The 25,418-nt window shown below is 52.0% G+C and carries 24 protein-coding genes; 13 read left to right on the top strand and 11 right to left on the bottom strand.

Annotated elements, in window-relative coordinates:
* Window positions 1-18 precede the first annotated feature (18 nt).
* The 5 genes from L3K52_17365 (at window position 19) to L3K52_17345 (ending at window position 5,067) form a co-directional block, all read left to right on the top strand.
* A complete protein-coding gene (locus L3K52_17365; protein ID UOG91933.1) occupies window positions 19-1,749 on the top strand; it encodes a type I restriction-modification system subunit M in 1,731 nt (576 codons plus the stop codon).
* Entirely contained in the window at window positions 1,749-2,771 is a 1,023-nt protein-coding gene (locus tag L3K52_17360; protein ID UOG91932.1) for a virulence RhuM family protein, read from the top strand. Before L3K52_17365 ends, L3K52_17360 begins: the two co-directional genes overlap by 1 nt.
* Window positions 2,768-3,022: a UPF0175 family protein gene (locus L3K52_17355; protein UOG91931.1), complete on the top strand. Its 255-nt coding sequence runs from the start codon at window positions 2,768-2,770 to the stop codon at window positions 3,020-3,022. Before L3K52_17360 ends, L3K52_17355 begins: the two co-directional genes overlap by 4 nt.
* Entirely contained in the window at window positions 3,022-3,492 is a 471-nt protein-coding gene (locus L3K52_17350) for a DUF3368 domain-containing protein (protein ID UOG91930.1), read from the top strand. Before L3K52_17355 ends, L3K52_17350 begins: the two co-directional genes overlap by 1 nt.
* A gap of 78 nt (window positions 3,493-3,570) precedes the next feature.
* Entirely contained in the window at window positions 3,571-5,067 is a 1,497-nt protein-coding gene (locus L3K52_17345; GenBank protein ID UOG94032.1) for a restriction endonuclease subunit S, read from the top strand.
* 146 nt (window positions 5,068-5,213) lie between these two features.
* On the opposite strand, the gene L3K52_17340 is transcribed toward L3K52_17345, so the two are convergent.
* On the bottom strand, window positions 5,214-6,572 hold the full coding sequence (locus L3K52_17340; GenBank protein ID UOG91929.1) for a hypothetical protein: 1,359 nt from the start codon (window positions 6,570-6,572) through the stop codon (window positions 5,214-5,216).
* A 243-nt stretch (window positions 6,573-6,815) separates the two neighbouring features.
* Here L3K52_17340 and L3K52_17335 point away from each other — a divergent pair, with 243 nt between their 5' ends.
* The 3 genes from L3K52_17335 to L3K52_17325 all read left to right on the top strand — a co-directional run bounded on the left by L3K52_17335 (window position 6,816) and on the right by L3K52_17325 (window position 8,671).
* Window positions 6,816-7,241 (top strand): hypothetical protein, encoded by a 426-nt coding sequence (locus L3K52_17335; GenBank protein UOG91928.1) that lies wholly within the window; start codon window positions 6,816-6,818, stop codon window positions 7,239-7,241.
* 75 nt (window positions 7,242-7,316) lie between these two features.
* Complete coding sequence (locus L3K52_17330) at window positions 7,317-8,366, top strand: permease (GenBank protein ID UOG91927.1); 1,050 nt, start codon at window positions 7,317-7,319, stop codon at window positions 8,364-8,366.
* Window positions 8,367-8,389: 23 nt separating this feature from the next.
* A complete protein-coding gene (locus tag L3K52_17325; protein UOG91926.1) occupies window positions 8,390-8,671 on the top strand; it encodes a thioredoxin family protein in 282 nt (93 codons plus the stop codon).
* 9 nt (window positions 8,672-8,680) lie between these two features.
* On the opposite strand, the gene moeB is transcribed toward L3K52_17325, so the two are convergent.
* Entirely contained in the window at window positions 8,681-9,442 is a 762-nt protein-coding gene (gene moeB, locus L3K52_17320; protein ID UOG91925.1) for a molybdopterin-synthase adenylyltransferase MoeB, read from the bottom strand.
* A 143-nt stretch (window positions 9,443-9,585) separates the two neighbouring features.
* Here moeB and L3K52_17315 point away from each other — a divergent pair, with 143 nt between their 5' ends.
* Window positions 9,586-10,383 carry a hypothetical protein gene (locus L3K52_17315; GenBank protein ID UOG91924.1) on the top strand — a complete coding sequence of 266 codons (798 nt, stop codon included), beginning with the start codon at window positions 9,586-9,588 and terminating at the stop codon, window positions 10,381-10,383.
* A gap of 53 nt (window positions 10,384-10,436) precedes the next feature.
* Here the strand turns inward: L3K52_17315 and L3K52_17310 are convergent, their stop codons facing one another.
* The 6 genes from L3K52_17310 to L3K52_17285 all read right to left on the bottom strand — a co-directional run bounded on the left by L3K52_17310 (window position 10,437) and on the right by L3K52_17285 (window position 14,630).
* Entirely contained in the window at window positions 10,437-11,216 is a 780-nt protein-coding gene (locus L3K52_17310; GenBank protein ID UOG91923.1) for an efflux RND transporter periplasmic adaptor subunit, read from the bottom strand.
* Window positions 11,213-12,202, bottom strand: a complete 990-nt coding sequence (locus tag L3K52_17305) for a hypothetical protein (protein UOG91922.1) — start codon at window positions 12,200-12,202, stop codon at window positions 11,213-11,215. The genes L3K52_17310 and L3K52_17305 overlap by 4 nt, the downstream gene beginning before the upstream one ends.
* Window positions 12,189-12,827, bottom strand: a complete 639-nt coding sequence (locus L3K52_17300; GenBank protein UOG91921.1) for a thioredoxin family protein — start codon at window positions 12,825-12,827, stop codon at window positions 12,189-12,191. The genes L3K52_17305 and L3K52_17300 overlap by 14 nt, the downstream gene beginning before the upstream one ends.
* A 101-nt stretch (window positions 12,828-12,928) precedes the next feature.
* Window positions 12,929-13,816: an AEC family transporter gene (locus tag L3K52_17295; protein UOG91920.1), complete on the bottom strand. Its 888-nt coding sequence runs from the start codon at window positions 13,814-13,816 to the stop codon at window positions 12,929-12,931.
* A 7-nt stretch (window positions 13,817-13,823) separates the two neighbouring features.
* Window positions 13,824-14,165, bottom strand: a complete 342-nt coding sequence (locus L3K52_17290; GenBank protein UOG91919.1) for a hypothetical protein — start codon at window positions 14,163-14,165, stop codon at window positions 13,824-13,826.
* Between the two features lie 9 nt (window positions 14,166-14,174).
* Window positions 14,175-14,630 (bottom strand): universal stress protein, encoded by a 456-nt coding sequence (locus L3K52_17285; protein ID UOG91918.1) that lies wholly within the window; start codon window positions 14,628-14,630, stop codon window positions 14,175-14,177.
* Window positions 14,631-14,784: 154 nt separating this feature from the next.
* Here L3K52_17285 and dsbD point away from each other — a divergent pair, with 154 nt between their 5' ends.
* The gene (gene dsbD, locus L3K52_17280) at window positions 14,785-16,695 is read left to right on the top strand and encodes a protein-disulfide reductase DsbD (protein ID UOG91917.1); all 1,911 of its coding nucleotides are present in this window, start codon (window positions 14,785-14,787) and stop codon (window positions 16,693-16,695) included.
* A 25-nt stretch (window positions 16,696-16,720) separates the two neighbouring features.
* Here dsbD and L3K52_17275 read toward each other — a convergent pair whose 3' ends face one another.
* The gene (locus L3K52_17275; protein ID UOG91916.1) at window positions 16,721-17,791 is read right to left on the bottom strand and encodes a thioredoxin fold domain-containing protein; all 1,071 of its coding nucleotides are present in this window, start codon (window positions 17,789-17,791) and stop codon (window positions 16,721-16,723) included.
* 161 nt (window positions 17,792-17,952) lie between these two features.
* On the opposite strand from L3K52_17275, the gene L3K52_17270 reads away from it, so the two are divergent.
* Window positions 17,953-18,558: an HAD-IA family hydrolase gene (locus L3K52_17270; GenBank protein ID UOG91915.1), complete on the top strand. Its 606-nt coding sequence runs from the start codon at window positions 17,953-17,955 to the stop codon at window positions 18,556-18,558.
* Here L3K52_17270 and L3K52_17265 read toward each other — a convergent pair.
* Both L3K52_17265 and L3K52_17260 read right to left on the bottom strand, forming a co-directional pair.
* A complete protein-coding gene (locus tag L3K52_17265) occupies window positions 18,516-21,686 on the bottom strand; it encodes an efflux RND transporter permease subunit (protein ID UOG91914.1) in 3,171 nt (1,056 codons plus the stop codon). The genes L3K52_17270 and L3K52_17265 overlap by 43 nt on opposite strands.
* The gene (locus tag L3K52_17260) at window positions 21,683-22,879 is read right to left on the bottom strand and encodes an efflux RND transporter periplasmic adaptor subunit (protein UOG91913.1); all 1,197 of its coding nucleotides are present in this window, start codon (window positions 22,877-22,879) and stop codon (window positions 21,683-21,685) included. The genes L3K52_17265 and L3K52_17260 overlap by 4 nt, the downstream gene beginning before the upstream one ends.
* 196 nt (window positions 22,880-23,075) lie before the next feature.
* Here L3K52_17260 and L3K52_17255 point away from each other — a divergent pair, with 196 nt between their 5' ends.
* Window positions 23,076-24,623 (top strand): ATP-binding protein, encoded by a 1,548-nt coding sequence (locus L3K52_17255; protein ID UOG91912.1) that lies wholly within the window; start codon window positions 23,076-23,078, stop codon window positions 24,621-24,623.
* A gap of 56 nt (window positions 24,624-24,679) precedes the next feature.
* Window positions 24,680-25,417, top strand: coding sequence for a TSUP family transporter (locus L3K52_17250; GenBank protein ID UOG91911.1), 738 nt, complete (start codon window positions 24,680-24,682; stop codon window positions 25,415-25,417).
* Window position 25,418 lies beyond the last annotated feature (1 nt).

Raw genomic sequence — 25,418 nt, 5'->3', positions numbered from 1 at the left:
TTTCTACTAGGAATATCCATGAATCTCAGCAGCACCATCAAAACTATCCAGGACATTATGCGCAAAGACGCAGGGCTGGATGGCGACGCGCAACGCATTGGGCAATTGGCGTGGATGCTGTTCCTGAAAGTGTTTGATCAGCGTGAAGATGAGTGGGAAGACGACGATGCCCGTTACCAATCCCCATTGCCGGAGGATTGCCGCTGGCGTAATTGGGCGGCATATCTGGTGGATAGTCAGGGCAAAATGCAGCCGCAAATGAAGCCGAGTGAGTTGATTGAGTACGTCAATAACACCGTGTTTCCGCAACTCAAGGAACTGGAAGTCCACGGCGATCTGAAAAAGCAGGTCATCCGCAGTGTGTTTGAAGATTCCAACAACTACATGAAATCCGGCACGTTGTTGCTGGAGGTGATCGAAAAGCTCGAAGAAGGCATCGACTTCCACGACCTCAAAGAACGCCAGCACATGGGCGACATTTACGAGCAAATCCTCAATGACTTGCGCAGCGCGGGCAATGCGGGCGAGTTTTATACCCCGCGAGCCTTGACGCATTTCATGGTGCAAAGGGTGAATCCGCGTCTGGATAAGCGCGAAACTGTGCTTGACCCGGCGTGTGGTACGGGTGGCTTTTTGACTGCGAGCATTGACCACTTGCACGCGCAACTCACCGCGCAATCCAGCACCGCAGACAAGGTGGCGATTGAAGCCAGCATTTTCGGCTTTGAAAAGAAGCAGTTGCCGCATTTGCTGTGCAGCACCAACTTGCTGTTGCATGGCATTGATGTACCCAGTCAAATTGAACACCGCAATACGCTGGCAAAGGGCTGGAACGAATGGTCGCCGCTGGATCGGCGCGATTGCATTATCACTAACCCACCGTTTGGCGGCATTGAAGAAGGCACATCCGGCAACGATTACCCGCTGGATATCCGTACCCGCGAAACCGCCGATATGTTTCTGGTGCTGATCATCGACAAATTGCTCAAAAGTGAGGGGCGCGGTGCGGTGGTGCTGCCCGATGGCACGCTGTTTGGCGAAGGCGTGAAAGCCAAGGTCAAAAAGAAACTGCTGGACGAATGCAGCCTGCATACCATTGTGCGCTTGCCGAATGGGGTGTTTAGCCCGTATACCGGCATCAAATCCAACCTGCTGTTTTTCACCAAGGGCAAGCCGACGGAAACCATTTGGTATTACGAACACCCGTATCCGGCGGGTTACAAGAGTTATTCCAAAACCAAACCGATCCGGCTGGAAGAGTTTCAGGCGGAAACAGACTGGTGGGGCGATGAAGCCGACGGCTTTGCGGCACGGGTCGAAAACGCACGCGCTTGGAAAGTCGATTTCAAAGCTTTGAAAGACGATGCCGAAAGCCGCGCCCAACCGCATTGGGACAGGGCGGAAAACTTAGGCAATCAAGCCAGCGATATGGAAAGCAATATCAAAGGCTTGCGGGACAGCATCAAGGGCGACAAAGACGCAGCGCAACGGTTGGCGGTGGAGGAACAAATCGCGGCTTTGCGTTTGGAGGTGGAAGCCCTACGTCAGCAAGAGCGCGACGAACGCAGCGCGGGGGATCGGATTTTCTGGCCGATTTACAACCTCGACCGCAAAAACCCGAACGCACTGGAGGCGGCAAGCCATGACCCCGATGTGTTGCTGGAAAAATACCAGCGGTTGTTGGCGGAGATTGCAGCAGTGCAGGATGAGTTGAAAGTAGAGTTGGCAAGCGCATTGGAGAAAGCATAATGGCAGTTGAAAACGAACAAAACTTTATCATTTACAATACCAAGGATGGCAAAGCCGCCGTATCACTCTATGCGCGTGATGGCAATGTGTGGATGAACCAAAACCAATTAGCAGAACTGTTTGCCACCTCTGTACAAAACACAAACACACATATCAAGAACATATTGAAAGAAAAGGAATTAGAGGCAGATTCAGTTATTAAAGATTATTTGATAACTGCCGCTGACGGCAAGTCATACAGTGTAAAATTTTATGCGCTCGATATGATTCTTGCCATTGGTTTTAGGGTGCGAAGCTCTCGTGGTACAGAATTCAGGAAGTGGGCGAATACTCACCTGAAAGCGTATCTGATCAAAGGGTTTGTGATGGATGACGAGCGCCTGAAAAACCCCAATGGGCGAGCCGATTACTTCGACGAACTACTGGAGCGCATCCGTGATATACGCGCTTCAGAGAAACGCTTTTACCAAAAAGTGCGTGATTTGTTGATGCTGTCATCCGATTACGATGCAACCGACAAAGCTACCCAGATGTTTTTCGCGGAGACACAGAACAAACTGCTGTATGCCGTCACGGGCAATACCGCTGCCGAAATCATCCTGCAACGCGCTGATGCTGATGCGCCTAATATGAATCTCACAACGTGGAAAGGCAATGTAGTACGCAAAGCAGACATTATCATTGCCAAAAACTACCTGACGGCGGATGAGGTGGATAGCCTAAATCGCCTCACCGTGATTTTTCTGGAAACAGCCGAATTGCGGGTTAAAGATCGCCAAGACCTCACCTTGCAATACTGGCGCAACAATGTCGATAGACTGCTAACCTTTAACGATAAGCCTATTTTGCAAACGGCTGGGCGCATCAGCCACGCACAAATGGAACAGAAAGTTGCCGCAATCTATGCTGAATTTGACGCACGGCGCAAACACGAGCAGGCTTTAGAAGCCGATGCCCAAGACCTGCAAGACTTAGCAGCAATATCCAACACCGTTACCAATAGCAAGCGGGGTGAAAAATGAAACAAACTATATCCATTACGTGTCCGTCTGAAATTCTGATCGGACTGCATTTGAACGCTGAACGGTTTGCGGAATACCTCAAACAGCAAGCCGCGATTAACCTGTTTAAAGAAGGACGTATCAGCTCAGGTACGGCGGCAAGTTGGCTAGAAATCCCCCGTGTTGCCTTTTTGCGGATGGCGTGGGATGCGGGTGCGGTATTGCTGGAAGATTCCAGCGATGATTTTGAACGTGAAACGGCGTTACTTTGATGATTTTTTGCAATACAACTCCCTTCATTTCTTTAGCGGGTATTCACCAGCTTGAGCTGTTGCCGCAAGTGTTGGGTGAGATTCATGTTGTTTCCGAAGTCATCGACGAGTGTGCGGTTGGCGGGGTGGTTTCCGTTCCTGACTTGCGCACATTGCCGTGGGTTCGAGAAGTGACATCGCTGCCCGTTATTCATACCGGCATATTGTTGGAATTGGATAAAGGCGAAAAGCATACCATCGACATGGCAAAGCGTATGGGGGCGGAGTGGGTCATTATTGATGAAAAACTGGGGCGCAACGTGGCGGAATACCTCGGAATGCGCGTGACGGGTACGCTCGGTATTTTATTGAAGGCAAAACAACAAGGTTTGATTGTTTCGTTTCGTGATGCTGTTAATGCCATGCTGGAAATGGGCATTCGGTATCATCCTGCTCTCATCGAAAAGCTCGCTCGAACAGCCGGAGAATAACCTCTGAACACCTCCCAATTCCTTGCCGAATTCGGCACGATTGCCGCCGCGCCCAATGGCGTGCAACGCTTGCGTGAAATGATTCTGCAACTCGCCGTCATGGGTAAACTCGTCCCACAAGACCCTGACGACGAACCTGCATCCGTGCTGCTGCAACGCATTGCTGCCGACTTTCCCACATCACCTTTCGCAAAGGGGAGAGCAGAAAAATGCTTTGATCTCCCCCAAACTTGGGAGTGGGCCAGTCTTGGTGATTTTAGCAAAATTAAAGGAGGCAAACGCCTTCCACAAAATCATAAATTTTCAAGCAATAAAACTCCGTATATTTATATTCAAGTAACAAACATGAAAAATGGGACGATTTTGAGTGATAATCTCAAGTATTTGTCTCAAGAAACACAACAAGAAATAAGTAAATACACTATTTCAAAAGATGATCTCTATATTACGATAGCCGGTACTATTGGAGATATTGGAATAGTTCCAGAAGAGTTTGATGGAATGAACTTAACGGAAAATGCTGCCAAGATAGTCTTTAAAATCATCAATAGAAATTGGCTTAAAGAAGTATTATCTAGTAATTTGTTACAAACGCAGTTTTTTGAAAAAACTAACCAACAGGCACAACCAAAGTTAGCATTAAATCGAATTGCCAGTGCATATATTCCACTTCCGCCATTGGCAGAGCAAAAGCGGATTGTGGCGAAGGTCGATAGCCTAATGGCACTTTGCGATAAGCTGGAAACGTTGCAGCAACAACGCCAGCAGCTTGACCCGATGACGCAAACGGCGGTGCTTGATGCCTTACTCACTCCGAATACGGGGGGTTCTTCGGCGTGGCAACGCCTTAACCAACACATGACCACGCTATTCCACACGCCGGAAAGCGTCAAAGCCTTGCGCGAAACCATCCTGCAACTCGCCGTCATGGGCAAACTCGTCCCGCAAGACCCGAACGACGAACCCGCCGCCGTGTTGCTGCAACACATCGCCGCCGAAAAAGACCGCCTGATTCAAGCGGGCAAAATCAAACGCCAAAAACCATTACCCGCGATTCGTGACGACGAAAAACCGTTTGAATTGCCGAATGGCTGGGAATGGTCAAAACTTGGAGAATACCTTGATATTGTTAGCGGTGTTACATTAGGTAGAAAAAATCTGGGTAATGATTTGATTGAGCTGCCGTATGTAAGAGTCGCCAATGTAAAAAGAGGATTTCTTGAGTTATATGACATCAAAACTGTTGAGATTAAGAAATCAGAAGTAATCAAATATCAGCTTATACAAGATGACTTACTGGTTAATGAAGGTGGCGACTGGGATAAAGTAGGAAGAACAGCGATCTGGAATAGTGAGATTCCACTTTGCCTCCATCAAAATCACATTATTAGGATGAGGAAGCTATCAAATAAGTTTTTAGCGAAGTGGATAGAAATGTATATGAACTCTTTTGCCAAAAATTATTTTCAGAATGCCTCAAAGCAAACGACTAACTTAGCATCCATTAATATGACTCAATTGAAAAACTGTCCGTTGGTCATTCCGCCGTCAGCAATTCCCGCTATCCATCGGTAATCAGAGCTTCGCAGGCTTGCGAGGGCTTTGATTTTTACGGGCACAACCCCACCCTCCAAGCCCTGAAAGCCTGCCCGAATACCGCCTGACTTTTGCATAACCCAACACCCTGTTGGAAAACTCCAGCGTACCCTCAAGCCTGATTTTCATCCGCTGCGAATGCCTTTGGGTTTCAGGTCGGTACGTTCGTAACCCCAAATGATGGCGGCGTAAAATGTTTCCCAATCGCTAATCAGATGCTCACGGAACATCCCGCGCATCTTCTCCCACAATGCGGTACGGCTCTGTAAGCGGGTGCGTGCGGCTTGGAAGTACTGGCAGCAAGCTTCCTGTATCTGGTCGATAAGGAAGGCCAACATCATCAAGGTGGCGAACACGGTGGAAAGGTGTTGCTTGCCATGACCGTAATTATGTTCGAGGTTGTAACCGAGGTTTTTGAGGGTGTTAAAGGTTTCGTTCTCCACCTTCCAGCGGGAACGGCCTGCGCGTACCACATCCGCCACGTTGTCGGCGGTGAGGGGGATGTCAGTCACGCAGTCATAGATAAAGGTTGTACCGTCGGGGCGTTCCTCCCAATAGTCGATGTAGTTGACCCGCACGTCTTGGTTGGCATGATTGAGCGGGATGTCGTTGGCATAACGGTAGCCACACCGTAACTTTTTGCTCGTCGTGCCTGCCAATTCTTGGGTACTGCCATTGGCTAACCCGTCCAATACCGTCTTCAGTAATAGGCTGCCACTACGGGCTTTGGCGGTAATGATAAAGCTGTAACCGTTTGATTTCAGAAGACGGATGTGCGGTGCATTGCAGGACAGGGCATCTTGCAGCAGGATCATCTCCATGCGCGGGAAGTCTTGGCGCAACTGGGGGATGAGCCGTTTAGAGGCATTGTGTTCGCAATCATTTTTCTTGCTGCCATCCTGCTTGGTGATGGCCTCTGGGAAAAAGGGTAATACGGTATTCTTGTCAGGGTGAACCAGCACTGCCGCCAGCATCTGGTGGTAATACTCCTCACGTCCGTCCTTGTGTGTCTTAATGCAACAATCCGGGCAAGAGATAGCCCCAGAGCTAAAAATACCTGTTCCATCAATACTGACTAAATACTTTCCTAGAAAACGGTAGCCTTCCAGTATGCCTTGCCGTTGCAGCTCCTGATGGATGGCGCGAAACACCGGGCGCAGACGCTGCGGTTTTACCCCGTCCAATACCGTGCGCATTTGGCTGTCACAGGGAGCATCGGGGATGCCAAACAGGGTTTTCAGGTTGTGCCGCCGCGCCTTGTCCCCGCGCTGTTTGTCAAACTGCAACAGTGAGCCGTCTTTCAACGAAAATAGGGCAAGCCCTGACATCAACACGTCAACCAAGGGATAGTCGGGTTTGGTTTTACGGTGCTCAGTGACTTCGCTGAAACAGCCGCGCACACGTTCCAGCAATCCGGGGGCTGAGAGGGTCTTGCGTAGCTTCAGGCTACCAACAGGAGGCAGGGGAGGTGGTTTTGCAGGCATTTCGTTGCACAGTGACTCGTTTTACAAGACCATGATTATACTGTCATTTTAAGATCGGCGGGAATTGCTGTTCCGCCGTTGGCGGAGCAACAGCGGATTGTGGCGAAGGTCGATAGCTTGATGGCGTTGTGCGATAAGCTGGAAACGCGCTTGCAAGCAGCACAGGAAACGGCGCGGTTGTTTGCGACAGAGGCAGTAGCAACGGTATAACCAACATCAACTTAATGAGGAGAAGGAGTCGGTATGAGCGTGACGTTTACCCAATATTTTGACGGTTCATTTCAGGGCATTTTGCGCTGGCATCAGTTGGATGCACTCTGGGAAAAAGTACGGGCGCAACCGGAAGGCTGGTACGCCAGTTTGGTCGGCGAAGCCTTGCCGGATGCGCCCTTAGCGGCAGAGGCACTGGAACAATTCATCCGCGAAATGGATACCCTGCTGCGCGAAGAACACGATTACGACTACTGCGGCGTTGTTTACGCTGACAACCCCGCCGCGCCCACCATGATCAAAATTTACGACCCGCACAATATGGGCAGTTCCTGCGGATGCAGCGGGGAACGCATCTGGCCGCGCTGGGTATTAAGCCACCTCAAACCCGAACCGTTGGCAGAAACCGCGCCGTTACCGAGCAACCGCAAACGTTGGTGGCAAAAGTTATTCGGTTAAAAACGGCATCCTGTTGCACTTACATTCGTCTATCCGTATATAATGCAAAAATGCTCACGCTTTAGGAGATGACCGATGCCAGCGCTTCAACAATTACGCCGCTTTCCCGCGCAGCAACCGTTGCTGTTTTTATTGCTTGCCACAGCGGTATGGTTTTTGCTGTACCGCTCACTGATTCCGGCTTCGGAAGCACTGGTGGCGGCACTTCCCATCGAGCGTGACAGTCACCTTGGCGGAGCATTGCAATTCTTTTTCTACGACACCCCGAAAGTGTTGCTGCTGCTCACCGGCATTGTGTTCGTGATGGGCATTATCCACACCTTCATTTCGCCAGAACGCACCCGTGCCATGTTATCCGGCAAACGGCTGGGCGTGGGCAATGCGATGGCGGCAACCTTGGGCATTGTCACCCCGTTTTGTTCCTGTTCCGCTGTACCGTTATTCATCGGCTTTTTGCAAGCCGGTGTGCCGTTGGGGGTGACGTTCTCGTTCCTGATTGCTGCGCCGATGGTGAATGAAGTCGCGCTGATTTTGCTATTCGGCTTGTTTGGCTGGAAAGTCGCCGCGCTGTATCTGGTCATGGGCTTGCTGATTGCGATTGTCGCCGGAATGCTGATCGGCAAGCTGAACATGGAAGAGTACCTCGAAGACTGGGTACGCAAGATGCAAAACACCCAATCCGCTGGCAATGTCGGTGCCAGCGCGATGTCGTGGGCGGAACGCATCCAGCACGGTTTCGGGCATGTGCGTGAAATTGTCGGCAAGGTCTGGCCTTACATTGTTGTCGGCGTGGGTTTGGGGGCGCTGATCCACGGCTTCGTGCCGGAAGATTTTATGGCATCTTTCATGGGTAAAGATGTGTGGTGGGCCGTGCCTGCGGCGGTGTTGCTGGGTGTGCCGATGTACACCAATGCTGCCGGGGTCATTCCGATTGTGCAGGCATTGCTGGCAAAAGGCGCAGCATTGGGTACGGTGCTGGCGTTCATGATGAGTGTGATTGCGTTGTCTGCGCCGGAAATGATCATTTTACGCAAGGTGCTGAAACCGCGTTTGATTGCCACCTTTATTGGCGTCGTGGCGACGGGTATCTTGCTGGTTGGGTATATTTTTAATCTCGTTTTGTAATTTACGGAATCAAGGAGCATTTCATGCAAATCAAAGTTCTCGGCACAGGTTGTGCCAACTGCAAAACCACCTTCAAGCTGATCGAAGACATGGCCAAAGAAAAAGGCGTGGCGGTGGAACTGGAAAAAGTCGAAGACCTGCCTTCCATCATGGGCTACGGCGTAATGTCTACCCCCGGCGTAGTGGTGGATGGCAAGGTCGTTCATTCAGGCGGCATTCCTTCCAAAGCGAGTATCGAGTGCTGGCTGTTGGGGGAAACCACCACGAATGCGGGCGATTGCTGTAGCGGCGGTAAGTGCTGCTAAGCTCAAAAATCAGGGATGTATTCTATTAACCGTTGCGCACACCGGGCAATTGGGGTCACGCGGCAGTTTTAGCGCCATCCATTCCATGCGTTGCCCGTCAAACAGCAAGACCCGCCCGGTCAGCGTTTCGCCAGTGCCGACCAGCAATTTGAGCGTTTCCAAGGCTTGCATACTCCCCAGAATGCCCAATAACGGGCCTACTACGCCGTTTTCACTGCACGTTTGCGCAATGCCGCCCACTTTGCCGTAAAAGCAGTGGTAACACGGGTTGTCGCCCAAATACGGCTGAAATACGCTGATTTGCCCTTCCCAACGGATGGCGGCAGCGGATACCAAAGGTTTGCGGGCAAGCACCGCAACCCGATTAATCAGCAAACGCGCCTCCAGATTATCGGTGCAATCCACAATCACATCGGCTTGTTGCATCCGTTGCCGTAAGGTCGCTTCATCCAGCTTGGCGGGAATGGTTTCAACGACGATTTCGGGGTTGAGGCGTTGCAAGGTTTCGGCGGCAGAGTCGACTTTCGCCATGCCCACTTTGGGCGTGTCGTGGACAATTTGGCGTTGCAGGTTGGTCAGGTCAACCACATCCGGGTCACACAATACCAGCTTACCGACACCGCTGGCGGCGAGGTACATCGACACCGGCGAACCCAGCCCGCCCAGCCCCAAAATCAGCACGCACGCGGCATTCAGTTTCGTTTGCCCTTCCAGATCAATTTGCGGCAACATAATCTGGCGGCTGTAGCGGAGAAGCTGTTCGTCTTGCATGGGGTGATTCCTGTGGGTATACATTTCCGCACAAATAACGCATTATGTAGCGACTGCATCACGCGCTAGGGCTTGGTGCAGGGTCAGTTTATCCTGCAAACAGCAAGGGTAACAAATCATCACGAGAGGAAGAGGACGATTTCATGAAATACACTAAAACAGCACTTTTCATCGCAGGGCTTGCCATGTCTGGTTTGGTTTCTGCTGAATTTACGGATGGTTTTGATAACGGTAGCGCTACTGGTCAAGGTTATAGCAGTGGGCAGGGCAATACCAGCGGTTCCGGTCAAGGTTACGGCAGCGGTGCCAGCGATGCTTCCGGTTATGGGCGTGGCAAAGGCGATGCTGACGGCGAAGTCGATTTCACTATCACGTTGAAAGGCAAAGGTAAAACCGATTTAGCCAGCGACATGGCAGGCAGCGGGCGCGGTGATGGCGCCAGCAATTTGCAAGGCAGCGGCTATGGTACCGGCAACGCGTACAACAATTTGTACGGCACTGGCAATTCTTCACAAGCAGGCAACAGTAACCCGTGGGGCGGTTACGGTGGTATGCCAAACACCATGATGCCGGGTGCGCAAATGCCAGCAATGCCCATGCAAGGTGCGCAAATGCCGATGATGATGCCGGGCTACGGTGCAGCACCAGTGCAGCAAGCGCCTAGCTTTGAGCAAATTTATCAGCAAATGTTGATGCAGCGTGCGCAAGCTGATGCCTTCTTCAAAAAGGTAGAAGAGCAGCGCAAAGCAGCGGCAGCACGTCAAGCGGCGGCTACTGCACCCGCTGCGGCTACTGCACCCGCTGCGGCTACTGCTCCAGCAGCAGCAACGCCTGCACCACCAGCAGCGCCTGCCGCAAAGCCAGCCGCAGCGGATATGCCACCAGCGCCACCTGCACCTGTCGCTGCCCCGGCTGCTCCCGCAACACCTGCGGCTAAGTAAGCCCGTCGGTATTATTGCTGAGTAAAAAAAGGGCTGCATGTGCAGCCCTTTTTTTATGGCAACACCACCTTAACGGATTCCGAGGGGCGCAACAATTCTTTGCTATTGGGTTTGAAGAGAATATCCAGCTCGTAAATTGCGCCTTCCGGCTCGATCCGCACGGCTTCTACGCCTTGGCGATAGACTTTGCCATTGCGTGAGCCGCCATTCATGACGATTTGTGCCGTGGAACCAACGGGATAGCGGCGTAACATATCAGCGGTGACTAATACCCGCGCTACCATTTCATCGTCGGGTGCCAGCGTGACTAAGGGCTGATCTTGTTTGCCTGCAAAAATCACTGCGCCTTGCCAAGCGGTATTTGCGGCGATAATGCCCGAAAACGGGGCTTTGAGTTCGGTGTGTTCCAAGGCGACTTGCGCGGCTTCTTCGGTGGCTTTGGCGGATTCCATTTCGGTTTGTGCCACGGCTTGTTTCAGCTCGCCGTCTTTCAACTCTTCTTCAGCAATCAGGCCACGATCGAACAGTTCTTGGGTACGTGCCATGTCGCGGGCGGCATCGTCCATGCTTAAAGTTGCGCGGGCAACGCGGGCTTTGGCTTCTAGCAGCGTGGCTTTTTGTTTGCGTTGATCCATGCGCACCAAGACATCACCGGCCTTGACGTGTTGCCCGGTGGTGACATTCACTTTTTCGACAATGCCGTTTTCAATGACGCGCATGTCAACTTTGTGCATCCATTCCAAACGGCCTTTGAGTTCCAGCGCGTGCGCGGGCAGGCTGCACACTAGTAGGGCGGGCAAAAGTAACCGGATGCTTAGCGGGATCGATCTCATTCGGGCTTTTCCTCTTGTTTCGCGGGTTGGGGCAATGGCCAGACGGGTTTGCCTTGCAGGGCATTGAGTTGCGCAAGGCTGAGCGCTTGGCAAAACTGGATTTGTTGTTCTTGCAAACGCGCTTTGCTTTGTTGGGTCATGGCATCGCCAATGTCGGATTTCACTTCCTGTTCGTACAGGGTGCGGCTGCGTTCCAGATAATAATCACGCCACAGCATTTCGGCTTTAGAACGGCCTTCAGCAACTTTGAAAATATCCAGACGCAATATAATTTCGAGAATTTGCTGGCGTAATTCCATGTCGATGATAGCGCGTTCGTCGGCATTAGCAGCGTCGCGGCGCTCTTTCAGCCACTTATTGCCTTGCAAACTGGCTGCGACCAATTCATCCAGCGTCGGCATTTCGGCGGGAAGTTTGCCAAGGGTGAGGGGATTCAGTTCGTTCGGCAAGGTCTGCGGGTTATTGATGGCTTGCGCCAGTAAAGCACGGGTCAAGCGTTGCGAGGCCATGCTTGCCGCCCCTTGCTGGCGGACGATCTGGTATTCGGCATCCAGTTCCGCGACATCGAGTTCGGAAAACTCTTTCAATTCCATGCGGGTGCGGGTGCGATCTAGGGGGATGAAATACACCGCCATGTTTTCGTTATCACGCACGGCGCTGCCATCTGCCAACAACACATCGAAAAAGCGCTGAAGGATTTCCAAACGCTGATTATCCAACGGGGAAATCAGCGCGGCTAATGGTCGGTCACGCTGATTATCGGGGCTGGTATTGTTGTTGTACGCCAAGTTATGGCAGTCCAAATACACCGGCTGGGGTGTGGGGTGGCGTTGCGCAATTTCCGCTGCAAGCTGGGTGCGCGGATGACCGTCAGCAAAATTCAGCGCTTGATCCAAACTCAAGGGGTCAGGTACTTCTGCCGCCTGAGCCACCGAAAATAGCAAAGCACTGGCGAATAACAGCGGGAAGTGCTTAACTTTTGGCATCGCTGGTTTGCTCGCGCTTGAATTTGGAGAACGGCACGTCTTCATTCTTTTTGTCGACCACATATTTGCCGAACAGCATGAATTCATCCGCATCCTTGGTTGCGCCGATCAAACGTCCGTTTTTCACGGGTTCACCATCCAGCCCAATGAATTGAAATACCGGCGTGGCGCGTACTCGGAATTCTTTCAGGGCAAAATCTTTCTGGGTGGTGGTTTCGCCTTTGAAATTGGTTAATTCCACATCGCCTTCAATGTCGACGCTCACGATACGGAAATTTTCTTTGTAGTAATCCTGAATATCGCTGCGATTAAGCACGGTGGTTTTCATGCGGTGGCAGAACGGGCATTCATCCATTTCAAACATCACCAGCAAGCCCAGTTTGCCATCGGCTTTGGCGGTTTCGATTTCATCCTGCATATCATTGAAGGTTTCGTCGAAGAATTTTGTTGCTTCGCGAATTTCGACTTTAGCCGGTTCGCTGCTCTCCGCCGCTTTGTCGGGCGGGGTGCTAATGTCGGTGGAGGGTGCGGCTGCCGGTTTGTCTTCTACGGGTTTGTCAGCAGCAAATACGGTAGTCACGGAAACGCTCAACGCCATGAGCGCGGTGATCAGCATGGTTTTCATCACGGGAAATCCTCCTTTTTGCGATATGTCATTGACACTTATGGTTAGGAGTATGCTAGGGGGAATTCAAACAGCATTCAAGCACCAAAATTGCCACAACGCTAATGCGGCAGGGCAAACCACAATACGGCTGGCATAATCACCAAGCTTGCTAGATTCCCCAGCAATACAATCGAGGCGACCCTATCCGGTTCTTGTTGGTATTGCTCTGCCACCAGCACATTCAACACCGCCGGTGGCAGCGCTGCAAATACCAGCAACAGGGCGTAATGCGTCGTGCTCAAGTCCAGCCATTGTGCCATTAAGAATGCGCTGATGATTCCGGCAGCAGGGCCTGCGAATGCGCCAAGCGTGCCGAGTTTCCAATCGCGAAAATTTACCTCCAGCAGGCGCACGCCCAGCGAAAAGAGTAGCAGGGGAATCGATACTTGCCCCAGTAATTTGACCGTATTCGCCAAGGCATCCGGCAAAGTAATGTGCAAACTGCTAAACAGCAAACCCAGAATCGTGGCTTGAATCATCGGCATTTTCAGCAAATGCAATGGATTGGTGCGATGGTTTAAAATGTAAAAACCAACCGTGAAATGCAGCACCATTTCAATAATAAACAGCACCACGGCGGCTTGCAGTGCTGACTCTCCAAACGCAAACAGGATCAGCGGGATACCCATATTGCCGGAGTTATTAAACATCATCGGCGGCAAAAAGGTTTTCAGATTGATGCGCAATACCCACGCCAGCGGTAACAGCAGCAAACCCGAACCCAATACCACGGCAACGCCGCCAATGGCTAAGTCGCGGAACGCCAGAAAATCGAAGGGCTTATCCATTAGCGCCCAAAACACGAGGAAGGGCGCGAAAAATTCCATATTGAGGCGGTTGACCACCGCCATATCCGGGCGGCGGAAATAGCCATACGCCGCTCCCAATGCGGAGCAGGCAAATACGGGAAAGATAATGCTGAAAATGCGTAGGGCGGTATCGAGCATGAGGTGTTTAAAAATCCGTTACCCAAGCAATTTTATTGTCACCGATTATCCAATGCCCTGCTTGCACCCCGGCAAACGCACCGAGCGCATCCCATGCCAAATCTTTGGTACTGAATCGGTTGCCTTCCTCCTGGCTATCAATAACTTCCTTGAGAACACCGGGGGCGATTGCCCAAGCGAACGCTTTGGTTCGATCATGTGTTTGCGAATAGGCAGTAACGCCCAATGCGGTAGAGACACCAAAGTGCAATGACTTATCATTGCCTGTCCACTCATCGGCATGGGTCAGATGCGTGGAAAGCAATAACATGGCGAAAGTGCTTGCGTGCAATGCTTGGGAAGCTTTCATGGGGGCGGCTCAATCCATTATTCGGACTGCCATTACATCACACGGAACGCCTTTGAGGGTAGCTTCAGCGGTGGAACCCATGAAGCCCAGCACACTTTTTTTACCGCTGTTACCAACGACCACTAACTCAATGCCGTTTTGTTTGACGAATTCGATAATGGCATCGCTGGGTTTGCCGCTGGCATAGGTCACTTCTAAAGCAACGTTTGCACCTAAACCCAAGCTATCAACTAGTTTTTGCAGTTTTTCAGTGGCGAGGTTGATTTGATTTTGTTTGATGGCGGGGGGCATTCCCAGTTTATCCGTGCCGCCGAAAGCGACATTGCCAAGTGAGGCATCTTCCAGCACATTGAGCAGGGTCAGCTTGGCTTGGTAGCAGCTTGCCAATTCATGGGCGCGTGTCACGATGGTATTGCTGATTTTAGTGAAATCGACGGGTACTAAAATACGTTGGTAGGGCTTCATGGGGTTCTCCTGTGGGTGGCGATTGCTCCATCATGTTATGGATTGCGTGTGACGGGAATGATGTACGTCAATTTTTCGGTGTTCTCACAATTTCCCCGTAATTCCATTACACTCAAATCATTATATTAACAGTCGGTGAAGAGGAGCAGTCGATATGGGTATTCCAGCGGCGTTGTCGCGGTATTTAGGCCAATGCTTGGTGATGTTCAGCTTGTTATTTGTGCTCACACCTGCACTGGCCATGGATACCAGCTTTGATTTTGGGGATGACAGCCTGACGTCTGAACAGGCATTTGCGTTGGGACAGCCTGTCTTGGCGGGCGATAAATTAACCTTGCAATGGGTGATCGCGCCTGATCATTACCTTTATAAAGATCGGTTTCTGGTTAAAGTCTTTGAGCCGCAAGGTGTGACCGTCGGCGACCCTGAGCTGCCGAGTGGTGAAGTTAAGCAAGACGAATTCTTCGGCAAAATTGAAGCGATACACGACCTTGCCGCCATCCAATTGCCGGTGAAACGCACCGAAGCGAGCAAAGCAGGCAGTTTCGTGTTGGAGCTAGGCTGGCAAGGTTGTGCGCAGGATGTGTTGTGTTACCCGCCGGAACTCAAAGCGTTCAAGGTGAGTTTGGCAGCTTCCGCTGCGGGTGAGCAGCCTCGCGTGACTTGGGTTGAAACCACGCCACCGGAGGCGGTTGCCAAAGCAGCCGATAGTCCTGCTCCCATTACGACTGGCGCAGATGTGCCGCTGTCTGAGCAAGATGAAATCGCGCAAACCCTCGCCAGTGGCAATGTGTTGCTGACCTTGTTGGGCTTTTTAGGCTTTGGGTTGTTGCTGGCGTTTACCCCGTGTGTATTCCCGATGATTCCGATTTTGTCGGGCATTATTGTCGGGCAGAAAAACATGACCGGGCGCAAAGCGTTCATTCTGTCACTGGTTTATGTGTTGGCGATGGCGCTGACTTACACGGTTGCCGGTGTCTTGGCGGGCTTGTTTGGGGAAAATTTGCAGGCGATGTTCCAGAATCCGTGGGTATTGGGTGCTTTTAGTGCCATTTTTGTGTTGCTGGCCTTGTCGATGTTTGGCTTTTACGAATTGCAAATGCCTTCCAGCATCCAAAGCCGTTTGAATAATCTGAGCAATCAGCAAGAAGGCGGCAGCTTGATTGGCGTTGCTATCATGGGTGCATTGTCGGCGCTGATTGTGGGGCCGTGTGTCGCCGCGCCGTTGGCGGGGGCGTTGATTTATATCGGGCAAACGGGTGACGCGGTGTTAGGTGGCATGGCGTTGTTTGCGCTGAGTATCGGCATGGGAATTCCGTTATTGCTGGTGGGAACATCCGCCGGAAAATGGTTGCCGCGTGCGGGCATGTGGATGGAGGCGATTAAAGCGGTCTTCGGGGTGATGATGCTGGCGGTGGCGATTTGGATGCTGGAGCGTATTTTGCCCGAATCCGTGAGCCTGTTGCTGTGGGCAGCGTTGTTGATCATTTCGGCGATATTCTTGGGTGCATTGAGCAGCTTGCCGGAAAATGCCAGTGGTTGGCGCAAGTTTTGGAAAGGCTGGGGGATTTTGCTGCTGATCTATGGCGGTTTGTTGATGGTCGGCAGTGCTACGGGGAAAGGCGATTTGTTCCAGCCGTTGCGCGGTTTGAGCATGGGGCAAAGCGCGGTTGGCAACAGTGCGGGTGGTGAGGTTGCGGCTGCGAATTTGCAATTTAACACGGTCAAAACCTTGGCGGATTTGCAGCAAGCAGTCAACGATGGCAAAGGGCAGCCGGTGATGGTGGATTTTTATGCTGACTGGTGCGTGACGTGTAAGGAGATGGAAAAGTATACATTTACCGATCCGTCTGTGCAGGCGTTATTGCGCAATGCGATTTTGGTGAAAGCAGATGTGACGGCAACGAACGCGGAAACCAAAGCGTTGTTGAAGCATTTCCAGATTGTGGGGCCGCCTGCCATCCTGTTCTTTAACAAGGATGGCGAGGAATTGCGCCCGTTTCGGCAGGTTGGCTTTATGCCAGCGGCAGCGTTTGCGGAGCATTTGAGTAAGGCGTTGCAGTGAGAAAGAGGGCGTATGCAATACGCTCCTACTCCATTAGGTCGGCTGGGAAGCCGTGGGCTGCAAGGGCTTCGCGGCGGTGTTGCAGGTAACGTTGGAATTCGGGCATCCACGTATACGCGCTGGAGGTGACGTAATCGAGTGCGCCGTGGATGTGGAAGGCTTTGAAGTAAGCTTCGGTGCGGAACACTTCTTTGCCATCGGTATCGAAGAATAGCAGGCTGGGGCTGTATTTGATGTCGAGCGATTTTGCCCAGTCAGCAACCGTCATGTCTTTACCATCGGGCGTTTGGATAGTGGCGGTGTCATCGGGATTGGCTTGGGCGAGATCGAGATTGCTGAGGGAATACGCGACTTCTTTGCGTTTGAAAATGTCGTTGTAGAGTTCGTCGCAAGTGTCGCATTCGGTTTGCGCGAATACCACCATCAGCGGACGTTTGCTGTCTTTGCGGGCGTCTTGCAGGCGTAACGGTGTGGGCAGTGCGGCTGGCAGGGTGTAGGTTTTCTCAGTCGTGGCGGCGACTTTGCTATCGGTTTTTCCATCGGCTTTGAGTTTGGCGAAGTAGTCTTTGAAACTGCCGTCTTTTTCGTGTTTACCAGAGACAAAATCCAGCGCCATCTCGAATTTGTTGGGGGCGTAATAGCCGTTGACCCGCAATACCACTTTTCCGGCTTCGTCGAGGAATAGCATGGTGGGGGTGTATTGCACTTTCAATTCAGCAGCGAAGGCTTTCTCGGTGGTTTCTTTGCCTTCAACGTCGGTTACGTTGCGGTCGCCCCACATATTGATGGCAATCACGTCGAAGTTTTTTTGGGTCTTGGCGGTGATGTCTTCCTTGCTGAAATTTTCTTGGATCAACTTGGTGCAATACGGGCAGCCGTCTTGGTAGAAATACAGCACGGTGCGTTTATTCGCGGCAGTGGCATCTTTGATGTCGTCGCGCAGATCGAGGAAGGATTCTTTGAACCAAGCGGGTTTGTCGATTGCGCCGGGGTTGACTAAACCGGCTTCCAGTTGGGTGGGCGTGGCGGGCGTGGCAGCGTGGGTTGCTCCGGCGAGTAATGCCAGCGCGAGGGGGATGGGTAATAGGTATTTCATGGGATGGCCTCCTCAGACAGCGGTAACGCGGTGATATTATTGAGTTATGGAGGCAGTTTAGCAGGTTGTTTGTGAGGGGGATATTTCTAGGATTGCTTGGTGTTGCACATCGCTGTATTGTTTAGTGAGATAGCACACTGCCAATAATCGAGAGTTAAGCCATGCAACCCACCCTCAAACTCATCGCCTTCGACCTGTTCGGTGTCGTGATTTCCGACGGACACCTCGTCACCCACGGTTTGCTGCCGTTGTTACCACCCACCGTGACCAAAGCCGCCGTCAAGCCGTATTACGATGCTTACACCGGCGGGCAGATTAGCGAAGCGGCGTTTTGGGAAGGCATCGGCTTGACGCTGGAGTCACCCATCCGCCAGCAATTCCTCAACTTTTTTGAGTTGGATGCGGACTTGGCGGAAGTCACGTACACGCTGTCACAGCGTTACCGCCTCGGCATTCTCTCCAATTTGGGGGCGGAATGGGGTGACATGTTGGAAGCGCGTTTTGCCTTCAGCGAACGTTTCGAGCCGCGCATTATCAGCGGCGCGGTCAAGTGCCAAAAGCCCGAACCCGCGATTTACGAAGTGCTGATAACAGCCAGCGGGGTAGGGGGTGAACACATCGCCTTCATCGACGACCGCCGCGAAAATCTGGCGGTGGCCAAGCGTTTCGGCATGACCACCATCCATTACCGGCGCGAAGCCGACGCACACCCGTTTGAGCCGGATTACACCATTGAATCCTTGGCGGACGTGTTGGCGATTTTGTGAGATTTGCCGAACAGTTTAGCGGGCAATTCGCGCACATCGCCTCCCATTAAATACAAGGCGGGTACTAAATACAGCGCCAAAAATGTCGCAAACAAAATCCCGAACCCCAGCGTGACCGCCATTGGAATCAGGAATTGCGCTTGCGTGGTTTTGTCCAAAATCAGCGGTGTCATCCCCGCAAACGTGGTCAGGGACGTCAGCAAAATCGGGCGGAAACGTGCCACACCCGCCTCACGCACCGCATCCGCCACCGCTAAACCGTCTTTAAGTTTTTGGTTGATGCGATCCACCATCACCAGCGCGTCATTCACCGCCACCCCAAACAGTGCCAGCAAACCGAACATGCTGCTGATGCTCAAATCCATGCCCATCAGCAAATGCCCGCCCAACGCGCCAATGATGGAAAACGGAATGACGCTCATCACCACCAGCGGTTGCGTATACGATTGCAGCGGAATTGCCAGCAAAATATAAATCGCCAGCAACGCAAAACCCAAGCCCATCATCAAGCTGCCCATCGACTCCTTCTGCTCTTTCTGTTCACCTTCCATGTCGTAACTGACGCTGGGGTAGTCGGCGAGTGCTTCCGGCATCCACGCCTTGAGATCAGCCACGACTTTGGGAATATTGATGCGCCCTTTGTCCACGTCAGCGGTAATGTCGATCACGCGCTGGCGGTTGACCCGCGAAATTTTCGGCGCCCCTTGCCCCAAAGTGATGTCCGCCACTTCACTGAGCGGAATTTCTGCGCCATCCGCGCTGCGAATCAGTAAGTTTTGCAAATCGGAGAGCGAATAACGCTCCTCTTTGGGGTAACGCACCATGACTTTAACTTCGGACTGGTCGCGCTGAATGCGTTGCGCTTCTGCACCAAAAATCGCGTGGCGCACTTGCGTACCCACCGTGCCAAGCGTTAAACCCAGTTGTTCGGCTTCGGGGCGGATGCGCAATTGCACTTCCTGTTTGCCGCCTTCAAAGCTGTTTTTAATGTCGAATACGCCTTCGTATTCCGCCATTTTTGCTTTGATTTTGTCGGCAACCTTTGCCATGTCCTCGAAATTATTGCCGCGCAATTGCACTGCTAACGGGCTGCCGCCTTGCCCGATTTCCGCCCGGAAACTGACTTCTTGTGCGCCCGGAATCGGCCCGATCAGCTTGCGCCATTCGCTGGTTAAGGCGTTACTGCTGATGTCCAGGGTGCGCTCTTCCGGTGCGGTGATTTCAAAGGTGACGCTGGCAAGGTGTGATTTGCCTGCACTTTCGCCGCGTCTGCCGGATGAGCCCGTTGCACCGACCGTGACCAGAATATGTTGAATAATGCTCGCGCCAGTGCTTGGCTCGATGTATTTTTCCTGCAATTGCTGGGCTGCGTTTGCCATGCGTTCCACGTTTCGGGTGGTCACTTCGATAGGCGTGCCTTCCTGCATTTGCAGCGTGCCAGTGGCGTATTCACCTTGGATGCGCGGGAAAAACGTGAATTTCATGCGCCCGCTCATGGGGATGGTCAGGCTGAGGATGAACAGCGCAATGAACACGCTGATCACCAGATAACGCCAGTTGAGCGCGGTGTTCAATGAAGGGCGGTAAACACGCTCGATAAACGTTTCCAGCCCGTGTGAAAACTTGCGTTGGAAACGGGTAAATGCCCCGATTTCATCGTCACGCCGTGGGTGCATATGCCGTAAATGTGCCGGTAAAATCAGCTTGGATTCGATCAATGAGAAGATCAATACCGGAATCACAATCAGCGGAATTTGCGCGAAAATCGGCCCCCGATCCCCCTGCATGACCAATAAAGGCGTAAAAGCCGCGACCGTTGTTAGCACACCAAACGTGACCGGCACACTGACTTCTTGCGTTCCCTCTATCGCTGCACGGAATGGGTCATCATGAATTTTGACGTGCGAGTAAATGTTTTCCCCCGTCACAATCGCATCGTCGACCACGATCCCCAGCACCAGAATAAAGGCGAACATACTGACCAGATTTAGGGTCACGCCGAGTTCCGGCATCAGCCACAAAGCACCGAGGAAGCTCACCGGAATCCCCAACATGATCCAAAACGCCAAATCAATGCGTAAAAACAGCGTCAGCACAATAAACACCAAAATCGCACTCTGAATAGCGCTGGAGGTGAGGGTGGACAGACGCGCTTTAATGGTTTTGGAGTTGTCGCGCCAATAGTCCAGCGTGGTTCCGGCGGGTAGGCTGGCGCGGCGTTCCGCAATGTAATCCTTGATGGTGTTGGCTAAGGTAATCGCGTTTTGGTCGCCAATGCGGTAGACGTTGATAAACGCCGCTTTTTGCCCGTCGTATTCGGAATAGAGTTCGTCTTCGTTAAAGCCATCGTTGATGGTGGCAATGTCACCGAGGCGAATGCGCGAGCCATCCGCGCCGCTAATGACGGTGATATTGGCAAACTCGGCTTGCTTGTAGGCTTGCCCCAAACTGCGCACCAGAATATCGCCGCCACTGGTTTTGACCGTGCCGCCGGGAATATCCCGTGAGGCATTGCGGATCGCTTGCGCAATGGTGTCGAGTGTAATCCCGTATTGGCGCAAAGTGGCTTGCGGCACGCTGATGCTGATTTCAAACGGACGTACCCCGCCCAAATCGGCTTGGGTAATACCGGGCAGGCGCAGCATTTCATCGCGCACGGCTTCGGCTTGCAGGCGCAATTCGGTTTCCGACAACACATTGCTGCCGAGCACCACGCTGATCACTTCGCGGCGGCGGGTTAGCTGTTCAACCACGGGGCGTTCGGCATCGGCGGGCAAGCGGTTGGTAATGCCATCCACACGGGTTTTGATTTGGTTGACCAGCTCGGTCACGTCATGCTGTTTGTCGATTTCGACGCGCATTTGTGCCGAGCCTTCGGATGCATCGCTGAGGATTTCGGTAATGCCTTGCAGGTCGGCAATCGCTTCTTCGACGCGGGTGATAATGCCGTCTTCGACTTCGCGGGGCGTTGCACCGGGGTAGGCGACGGTAATATTGACAATATCCAGCTCAAATTCGGGGAATACTTCCAGTGGAATGCGTTTGAGGGCGGAATACGTCCCCAGCACCATGATTAGCACCATCATAATGTTGGCGGCAACGGGGTTGCGGACGAACCAATCGATCATGGTTTGGACTCCTGTGGCTTGGCATTTTTCTTTTCGCCAGCCACTTGCACGACTTGACCAGCGGTTGCCAGCGGGAGGGGCGTGGTAATCACGCGCTGCCCGTTGAGGTCGGTATCGGTTTGAAACACGACTTCTTTTTCGGCATTCCACACCACGTTAATCGGCTGTACGGCGACTTTGCCCTCGCGTAGCAGCAGGATTTCTTTGCCTTGGCGTACCGCCGCACTGGGTAGGATATAAACGTTGTTGAACAGTTTGCCCGCAATCTTGGCATTGAGGAATTGCCCGATGCGTAACGGTGCAGACACGCCTTCCCGCGCAATGAAGGGCTGGTCGATTTTTGCAATCACGCTGATTTGACGGCTTTTTTCATCGAGTGCGGCGCTGCTGCGTACCACTTGCCCTTGCCAGACATCGTTGCGGTTGCCATTGCTGGGGCGAAATTCGACGGCGGGCATGGCGGCAGGGTCGGCGGCTTTGTCGCGGAAGGCTTCGGGCATTCCTAATAAGTCGTATTGCGCCAACGAGAGCGGTAAATGCACTTCCACCGCATCGGTGGCGTAGATCACGCCCAACACCGTGCCGGGGGTGACGTATTGCCCGACTTCAACGCGCTTTTCTTGCACGCGCCCGCTGTAAGGGGCGGTAATGCGGGTGCGGCTGAGGTTGAGTTTTTCTTGCTGGAGTTTGGCTTCGGCGGCGGCAATCGCGGCTTGCGCGGCGGCAATGTGCGGGCGGCGGGCGGCAAGGTCGCTTTGCGGGCGATTTTTGCTGCTATCCAGCAAATTCCAGTCGCGTTGCGCCAGTTGCGCTTGGGCTTGCTGCTCTTCAAGGGCAAGCTGTTTTTGGGCTAAATCGCCTGCGGCAATGGTGATGGCGTTGGCGTAGTTGTCGGCATCCAACTTCAGCAGGGGTGCGCCTTTATCAAAATAACCGCCATCTTGAAAGTTGGGGGAAATTTCCAACACTTTGCCAGAAACTTCCGCCACCAGATTGGTTTGGGTTTGCGCTTTGACGATGCCAGAGGCGCTGACGTTGACGCGGTAATCTTGCAATGCGAGGGCTTGCGCTTCGACCACGGTGGGGCGCGTTTCCTGCGGCTGTTTTTCGGCTTCGGGGCCGGTGGCAATCAGAAACTTGCCCAAGCCGACACCGATAGCAATGACCAGCAGGGGGAGGATGATTTTTTTCATGTGTGCAGGTTGTCCTTTGTCCCAATGTGGGCGGATTCTACGCCCAGATTGTGCAAGCAGTGTGAAAGTTTAGCGGCAGCGCTACATGGCACACATACTGCCATACAAGGACAGGAAAAGTGTTTATTCCATAGCAATTGTGCGTTTAGAATCCTGTGCTATGCTGACACCTTCCGATAATAGCAAGCCAAACGCCATGACTGCACGCAAAAAACTCCCCATTGGCATTCAGACTTTCCGTGAAATTCGGGAAAAAAATCACTATTACGTGGACAAAACTGCCTTGGCGCTGCAACTGATTAACGGCGGTAAGCATTATTTCCTGTCGCGTCCGCGTCGTTTTGGCAAAAGTCTATTTTTGGATACGCTAAAAGAGCTGTTTGAAGGTAACGCCGCGTTGTTTCAGGGGTTAGCCGCACAGCATCAATGGGATTGGAGCATCCACTATCCGGTGTTGCGGTTTAGTTTTGGCAGTGGAAAATTCACCGATACCCAAGGTTTGCCCAATACGCTCAACACACAACTGCGCCATTTGGAGCAACATTTCGGCATCTCACGGCAATTTGATGACATGGGCGGACGTTTTGCCGATTTGATTGTGCAAGTGCAGCAGCAAACCGCTTTGCCGGTGGTGATTCTGATTGATGAATACGACAAGCCGATTTTGGATGCGTTGGATTATCCTGAGGTTGCCAAAATCAATCGCGATTTTCTGCGGGGGTTTTATGGGATTATTAAAGACTACGATGCGTACATAAAATTCAGCTTTCTGACTGGCGTGAGCAAGTTTTCTAAGGTGAGTTTGTTTTCTGGGTTAAATAATTTGTATGACATTACCTTGGATCCTGAGTTTTCAGCTATTTGTGGTTATACCGATCAGGATATTGATAGCGTGTTTGCGCCAGAGTTGGTGGGGTTAGATAGGCAGGCTATTCGTGAGTGGTATAATGGTTACAATTGGCTAGGTGAAGGCGTTTATAACCCCTTTGATATTTTGCAGTTGTTTAAAAGCCGTGAATTTAAAAATTACTGGTTTGAAACGGGCACGCCAACGTTTTTGGTAGAGACGTTGTTTAAACGTCAAGTGACTTCGATTAAGTTGACGAGTATGCTCAGTAACAGTGCGATGTTATCGAGTTTTGATATTGGGCATATTGCCATTGAAGCGTTATTGTTTCAGAGTGGGTATTTAACCATTCATGAGGTAAAACGTATTGGTAGCCAAACTTTGTATCGCTTGGGGTATCCAAATAAAGAAGTGTACCAAAGTTTGAATGAAAGCTTGTTGAGTATGCTGGTGCAAGATCAAAGTGCGCAAGTGGAACAGGGTTTGCAATTGTATACCTTATTAGAGGCGAATGATTTGCAAGGATTAAAGACGCTGTTTCACAGTTTCTTTGCCAGCATTCCTTATCACTGGTATACCAATAACGATATTCAACACTATGAAGGCTATTATGCCAGCGTGTTTTATTCGTATTTTGCCGCGTTGGGGTTGGATGTGATTGTCGAGGATGCGACGAATCACGGGCGGACGGATATGACGCTGAAATTTAATGGGCGGGTGTATATTTTTGAGTTTAAGGTGGTCGAATTGACACCGAAAGGCGAGGCGATGCAGCAGTTGAAAGAACGGCAGTATGCGGATAAATACCGCTATCTGAATCAGCCGATCTATTTGATTGGGGTGGATTTTGGCAAGGTGGAGCGGAATATTGTGGGGTTTGAGGTGGAAGTAGCGTGATTGGTTTTAACATCAAATTGGATTAATTTCACTGGCAAAAAATAGGCAGAATTTTCATGGAATTACTCTTAGCCCTGTTCATCATCGCCATTATCTCTGGTTGGGTGGATTCCATCGGTGGCGGCGGAGGGCTGATCTGCATCCCCGCCTTGCTTTGGGCAGGTTTCCCCCCATTGGAAACGCTGGCGACCAACAAACTGCAAGCCAGCTTCGGCTCATCCACCGCCGCACTCAACTACACCCGCCACGGTTTGGTCGATGTCAAAGGGCAAAAGTTGGCAATTGCCTTGACCTTTCTCGGCTCAGTCGGCGGCACATTGCTGGTGCAACAAATCGACTCCAGCCTGCTGGAAAAAGCGATTCCGGTATTGCTGATACTGTTCGCGCTGTACTTCTTATTCTCACCGAAAATCAGCGATGCGGATAAACACCAAGTGATTTCACCCAAAACCTTTGCGATGACGGTCGGCGTTGGCGCAGGTTTCTACGACGGTTTTTTTGGCCCCGGTGCAGGCACATTTTTCACGATGGGTTACGTAGCATTGCTGGGGTTTGGTTTGCCGAAAGCGACGGGCAATACCAAACTGCTGAATTTTACCAGCAATATTGCCTCGCTGCTGTTTTTCGCGCTTTCAGGGCATATCGTCTGGCTGGCAGGGTTGGTGATGGGAGTAGGGCAGGTGATCGGCAGTTACCTCGGTTCGCACATGGCGGTCAAGCACGGCACGCGCCTGATCCGCCCTGTCCTAGTAACCGTGTCGTTACTGGTTTCGCTCAAACTGTTGCTGGATTGAG

The sequence above is a fragment of the Candidatus Thiothrix sulfatifontis genome (genome assembly GCA_022828425.1).
GTDB lineage: Bacteria > Pseudomonadota > Gammaproteobacteria > Thiotrichales > Thiotrichaceae > Thiothrix > Thiothrix sulfatifontis.
Note: the sequence above shows the minus strand (reverse complement) of the source record. Positions and strands in the feature narration are given on the sequence as shown.

Excerpts from the sequence above, each read along its gene's own strand:
- L3K52_17365 (UOG91933.1), top strand. The coding sequence starts at position 19 with ATGAATCTCAGCAGCACCATCAAAACTATCCAGGACATTATGCGCAAA.
- L3K52_17360 (UOG91932.1), top strand. The coding sequence starts at position 1,749 with ATGGCAGTTGAAAACGAACAAAACTTTATCATTTACAATACCAAGGAT.
- L3K52_17355 (UOG91931.1), top strand. The coding sequence starts at position 2,768 with ATGAAACAAACTATATCCATTACGTGTCCGTCTGAAATTCTGATCGGA.
- L3K52_17350 (UOG91930.1), top strand. The coding sequence starts at position 3,022 with ATGATTTTTTGCAATACAACTCCCTTCATTTCTTTAGCGGGTATTCAC.
- L3K52_17345 (UOG94032.1), top strand. The coding sequence starts at position 3,571 with ATGATTCTGCAACTCGCCGTCATGGGTAAACTCGTCCCACAAGACCCT.
- L3K52_17340 (UOG91929.1), bottom strand. The coding sequence starts at position 6,572 with ATGCCTGCAAAACCACCTCCCCTGCCTCCTGTTGGTAGCCTGAAGCTA.
- L3K52_17335 (UOG91928.1), top strand. The coding sequence starts at position 6,816 with ATGAGCGTGACGTTTACCCAATATTTTGACGGTTCATTTCAGGGCATT.
- L3K52_17330 (UOG91927.1), top strand. The coding sequence starts at position 7,317 with ATGCCAGCGCTTCAACAATTACGCCGCTTTCCCGCGCAGCAACCGTTG.
- L3K52_17325 (UOG91926.1), top strand. The coding sequence starts at position 8,390 with ATGCAAATCAAAGTTCTCGGCACAGGTTGTGCCAACTGCAAAACCACC.
- moeB (UOG91925.1), bottom strand. The coding sequence starts at position 9,442 with ATGCAAGACGAACAGCTTCTCCGCTACAGCCGCCAGATTATGTTGCCG.
- L3K52_17315 (UOG91924.1), top strand. The coding sequence starts at position 9,586 with ATGAAATACACTAAAACAGCACTTTTCATCGCAGGGCTTGCCATGTCT.
- L3K52_17310 (UOG91923.1), bottom strand. The coding sequence starts at position 11,216 with ATGAGATCGATCCCGCTAAGCATCCGGTTACTTTTGCCCGCCCTACTA.
- L3K52_17305 (UOG91922.1), bottom strand. The coding sequence starts at position 12,202 with ATGCCAAAAGTTAAGCACTTCCCGCTGTTATTCGCCAGTGCTTTGCTA.
- L3K52_17300 (UOG91921.1), bottom strand. The coding sequence starts at position 12,827 with ATGAAAACCATGCTGATCACCGCGCTCATGGCGTTGAGCGTTTCCGTG.
- L3K52_17295 (UOG91920.1), bottom strand. The coding sequence starts at position 13,816 with ATGCTCGATACCGCCCTACGCATTTTCAGCATTATCTTTCCCGTATTT.
- L3K52_17290 (UOG91919.1), bottom strand. The coding sequence starts at position 14,165 with ATGAAAGCTTCCCAAGCATTGCACGCAAGCACTTTCGCCATGTTATTG.
- L3K52_17285 (UOG91918.1), bottom strand. The coding sequence starts at position 14,630 with ATGAAGCCCTACCAACGTATTTTAGTACCCGTCGATTTCACTAAAATC.
- dsbD (UOG91917.1), top strand. The coding sequence starts at position 14,785 with ATGGGTATTCCAGCGGCGTTGTCGCGGTATTTAGGCCAATGCTTGGTG.
- L3K52_17275 (UOG91916.1), bottom strand. The coding sequence starts at position 17,791 with ATGAAATACCTATTACCCATCCCCCTCGCGCTGGCATTACTCGCCGGA.
- L3K52_17270 (UOG91915.1), top strand. The coding sequence starts at position 17,953 with ATGCAACCCACCCTCAAACTCATCGCCTTCGACCTGTTCGGTGTCGTG.
- L3K52_17265 (UOG91914.1), bottom strand. The coding sequence starts at position 21,686 with ATGATCGATTGGTTCGTCCGCAACCCCGTTGCCGCCAACATTATGATG.
- L3K52_17260 (UOG91913.1), bottom strand. The coding sequence starts at position 22,879 with ATGAAAAAAATCATCCTCCCCCTGCTGGTCATTGCTATCGGTGTCGGC.
- L3K52_17255 (UOG91912.1), top strand. The coding sequence starts at position 23,076 with ATGACTGCACGCAAAAAACTCCCCATTGGCATTCAGACTTTCCGTGAA.
- L3K52_17250 (UOG91911.1), top strand. The coding sequence starts at position 24,680 with ATGGAATTACTCTTAGCCCTGTTCATCATCGCCATTATCTCTGGTTGG.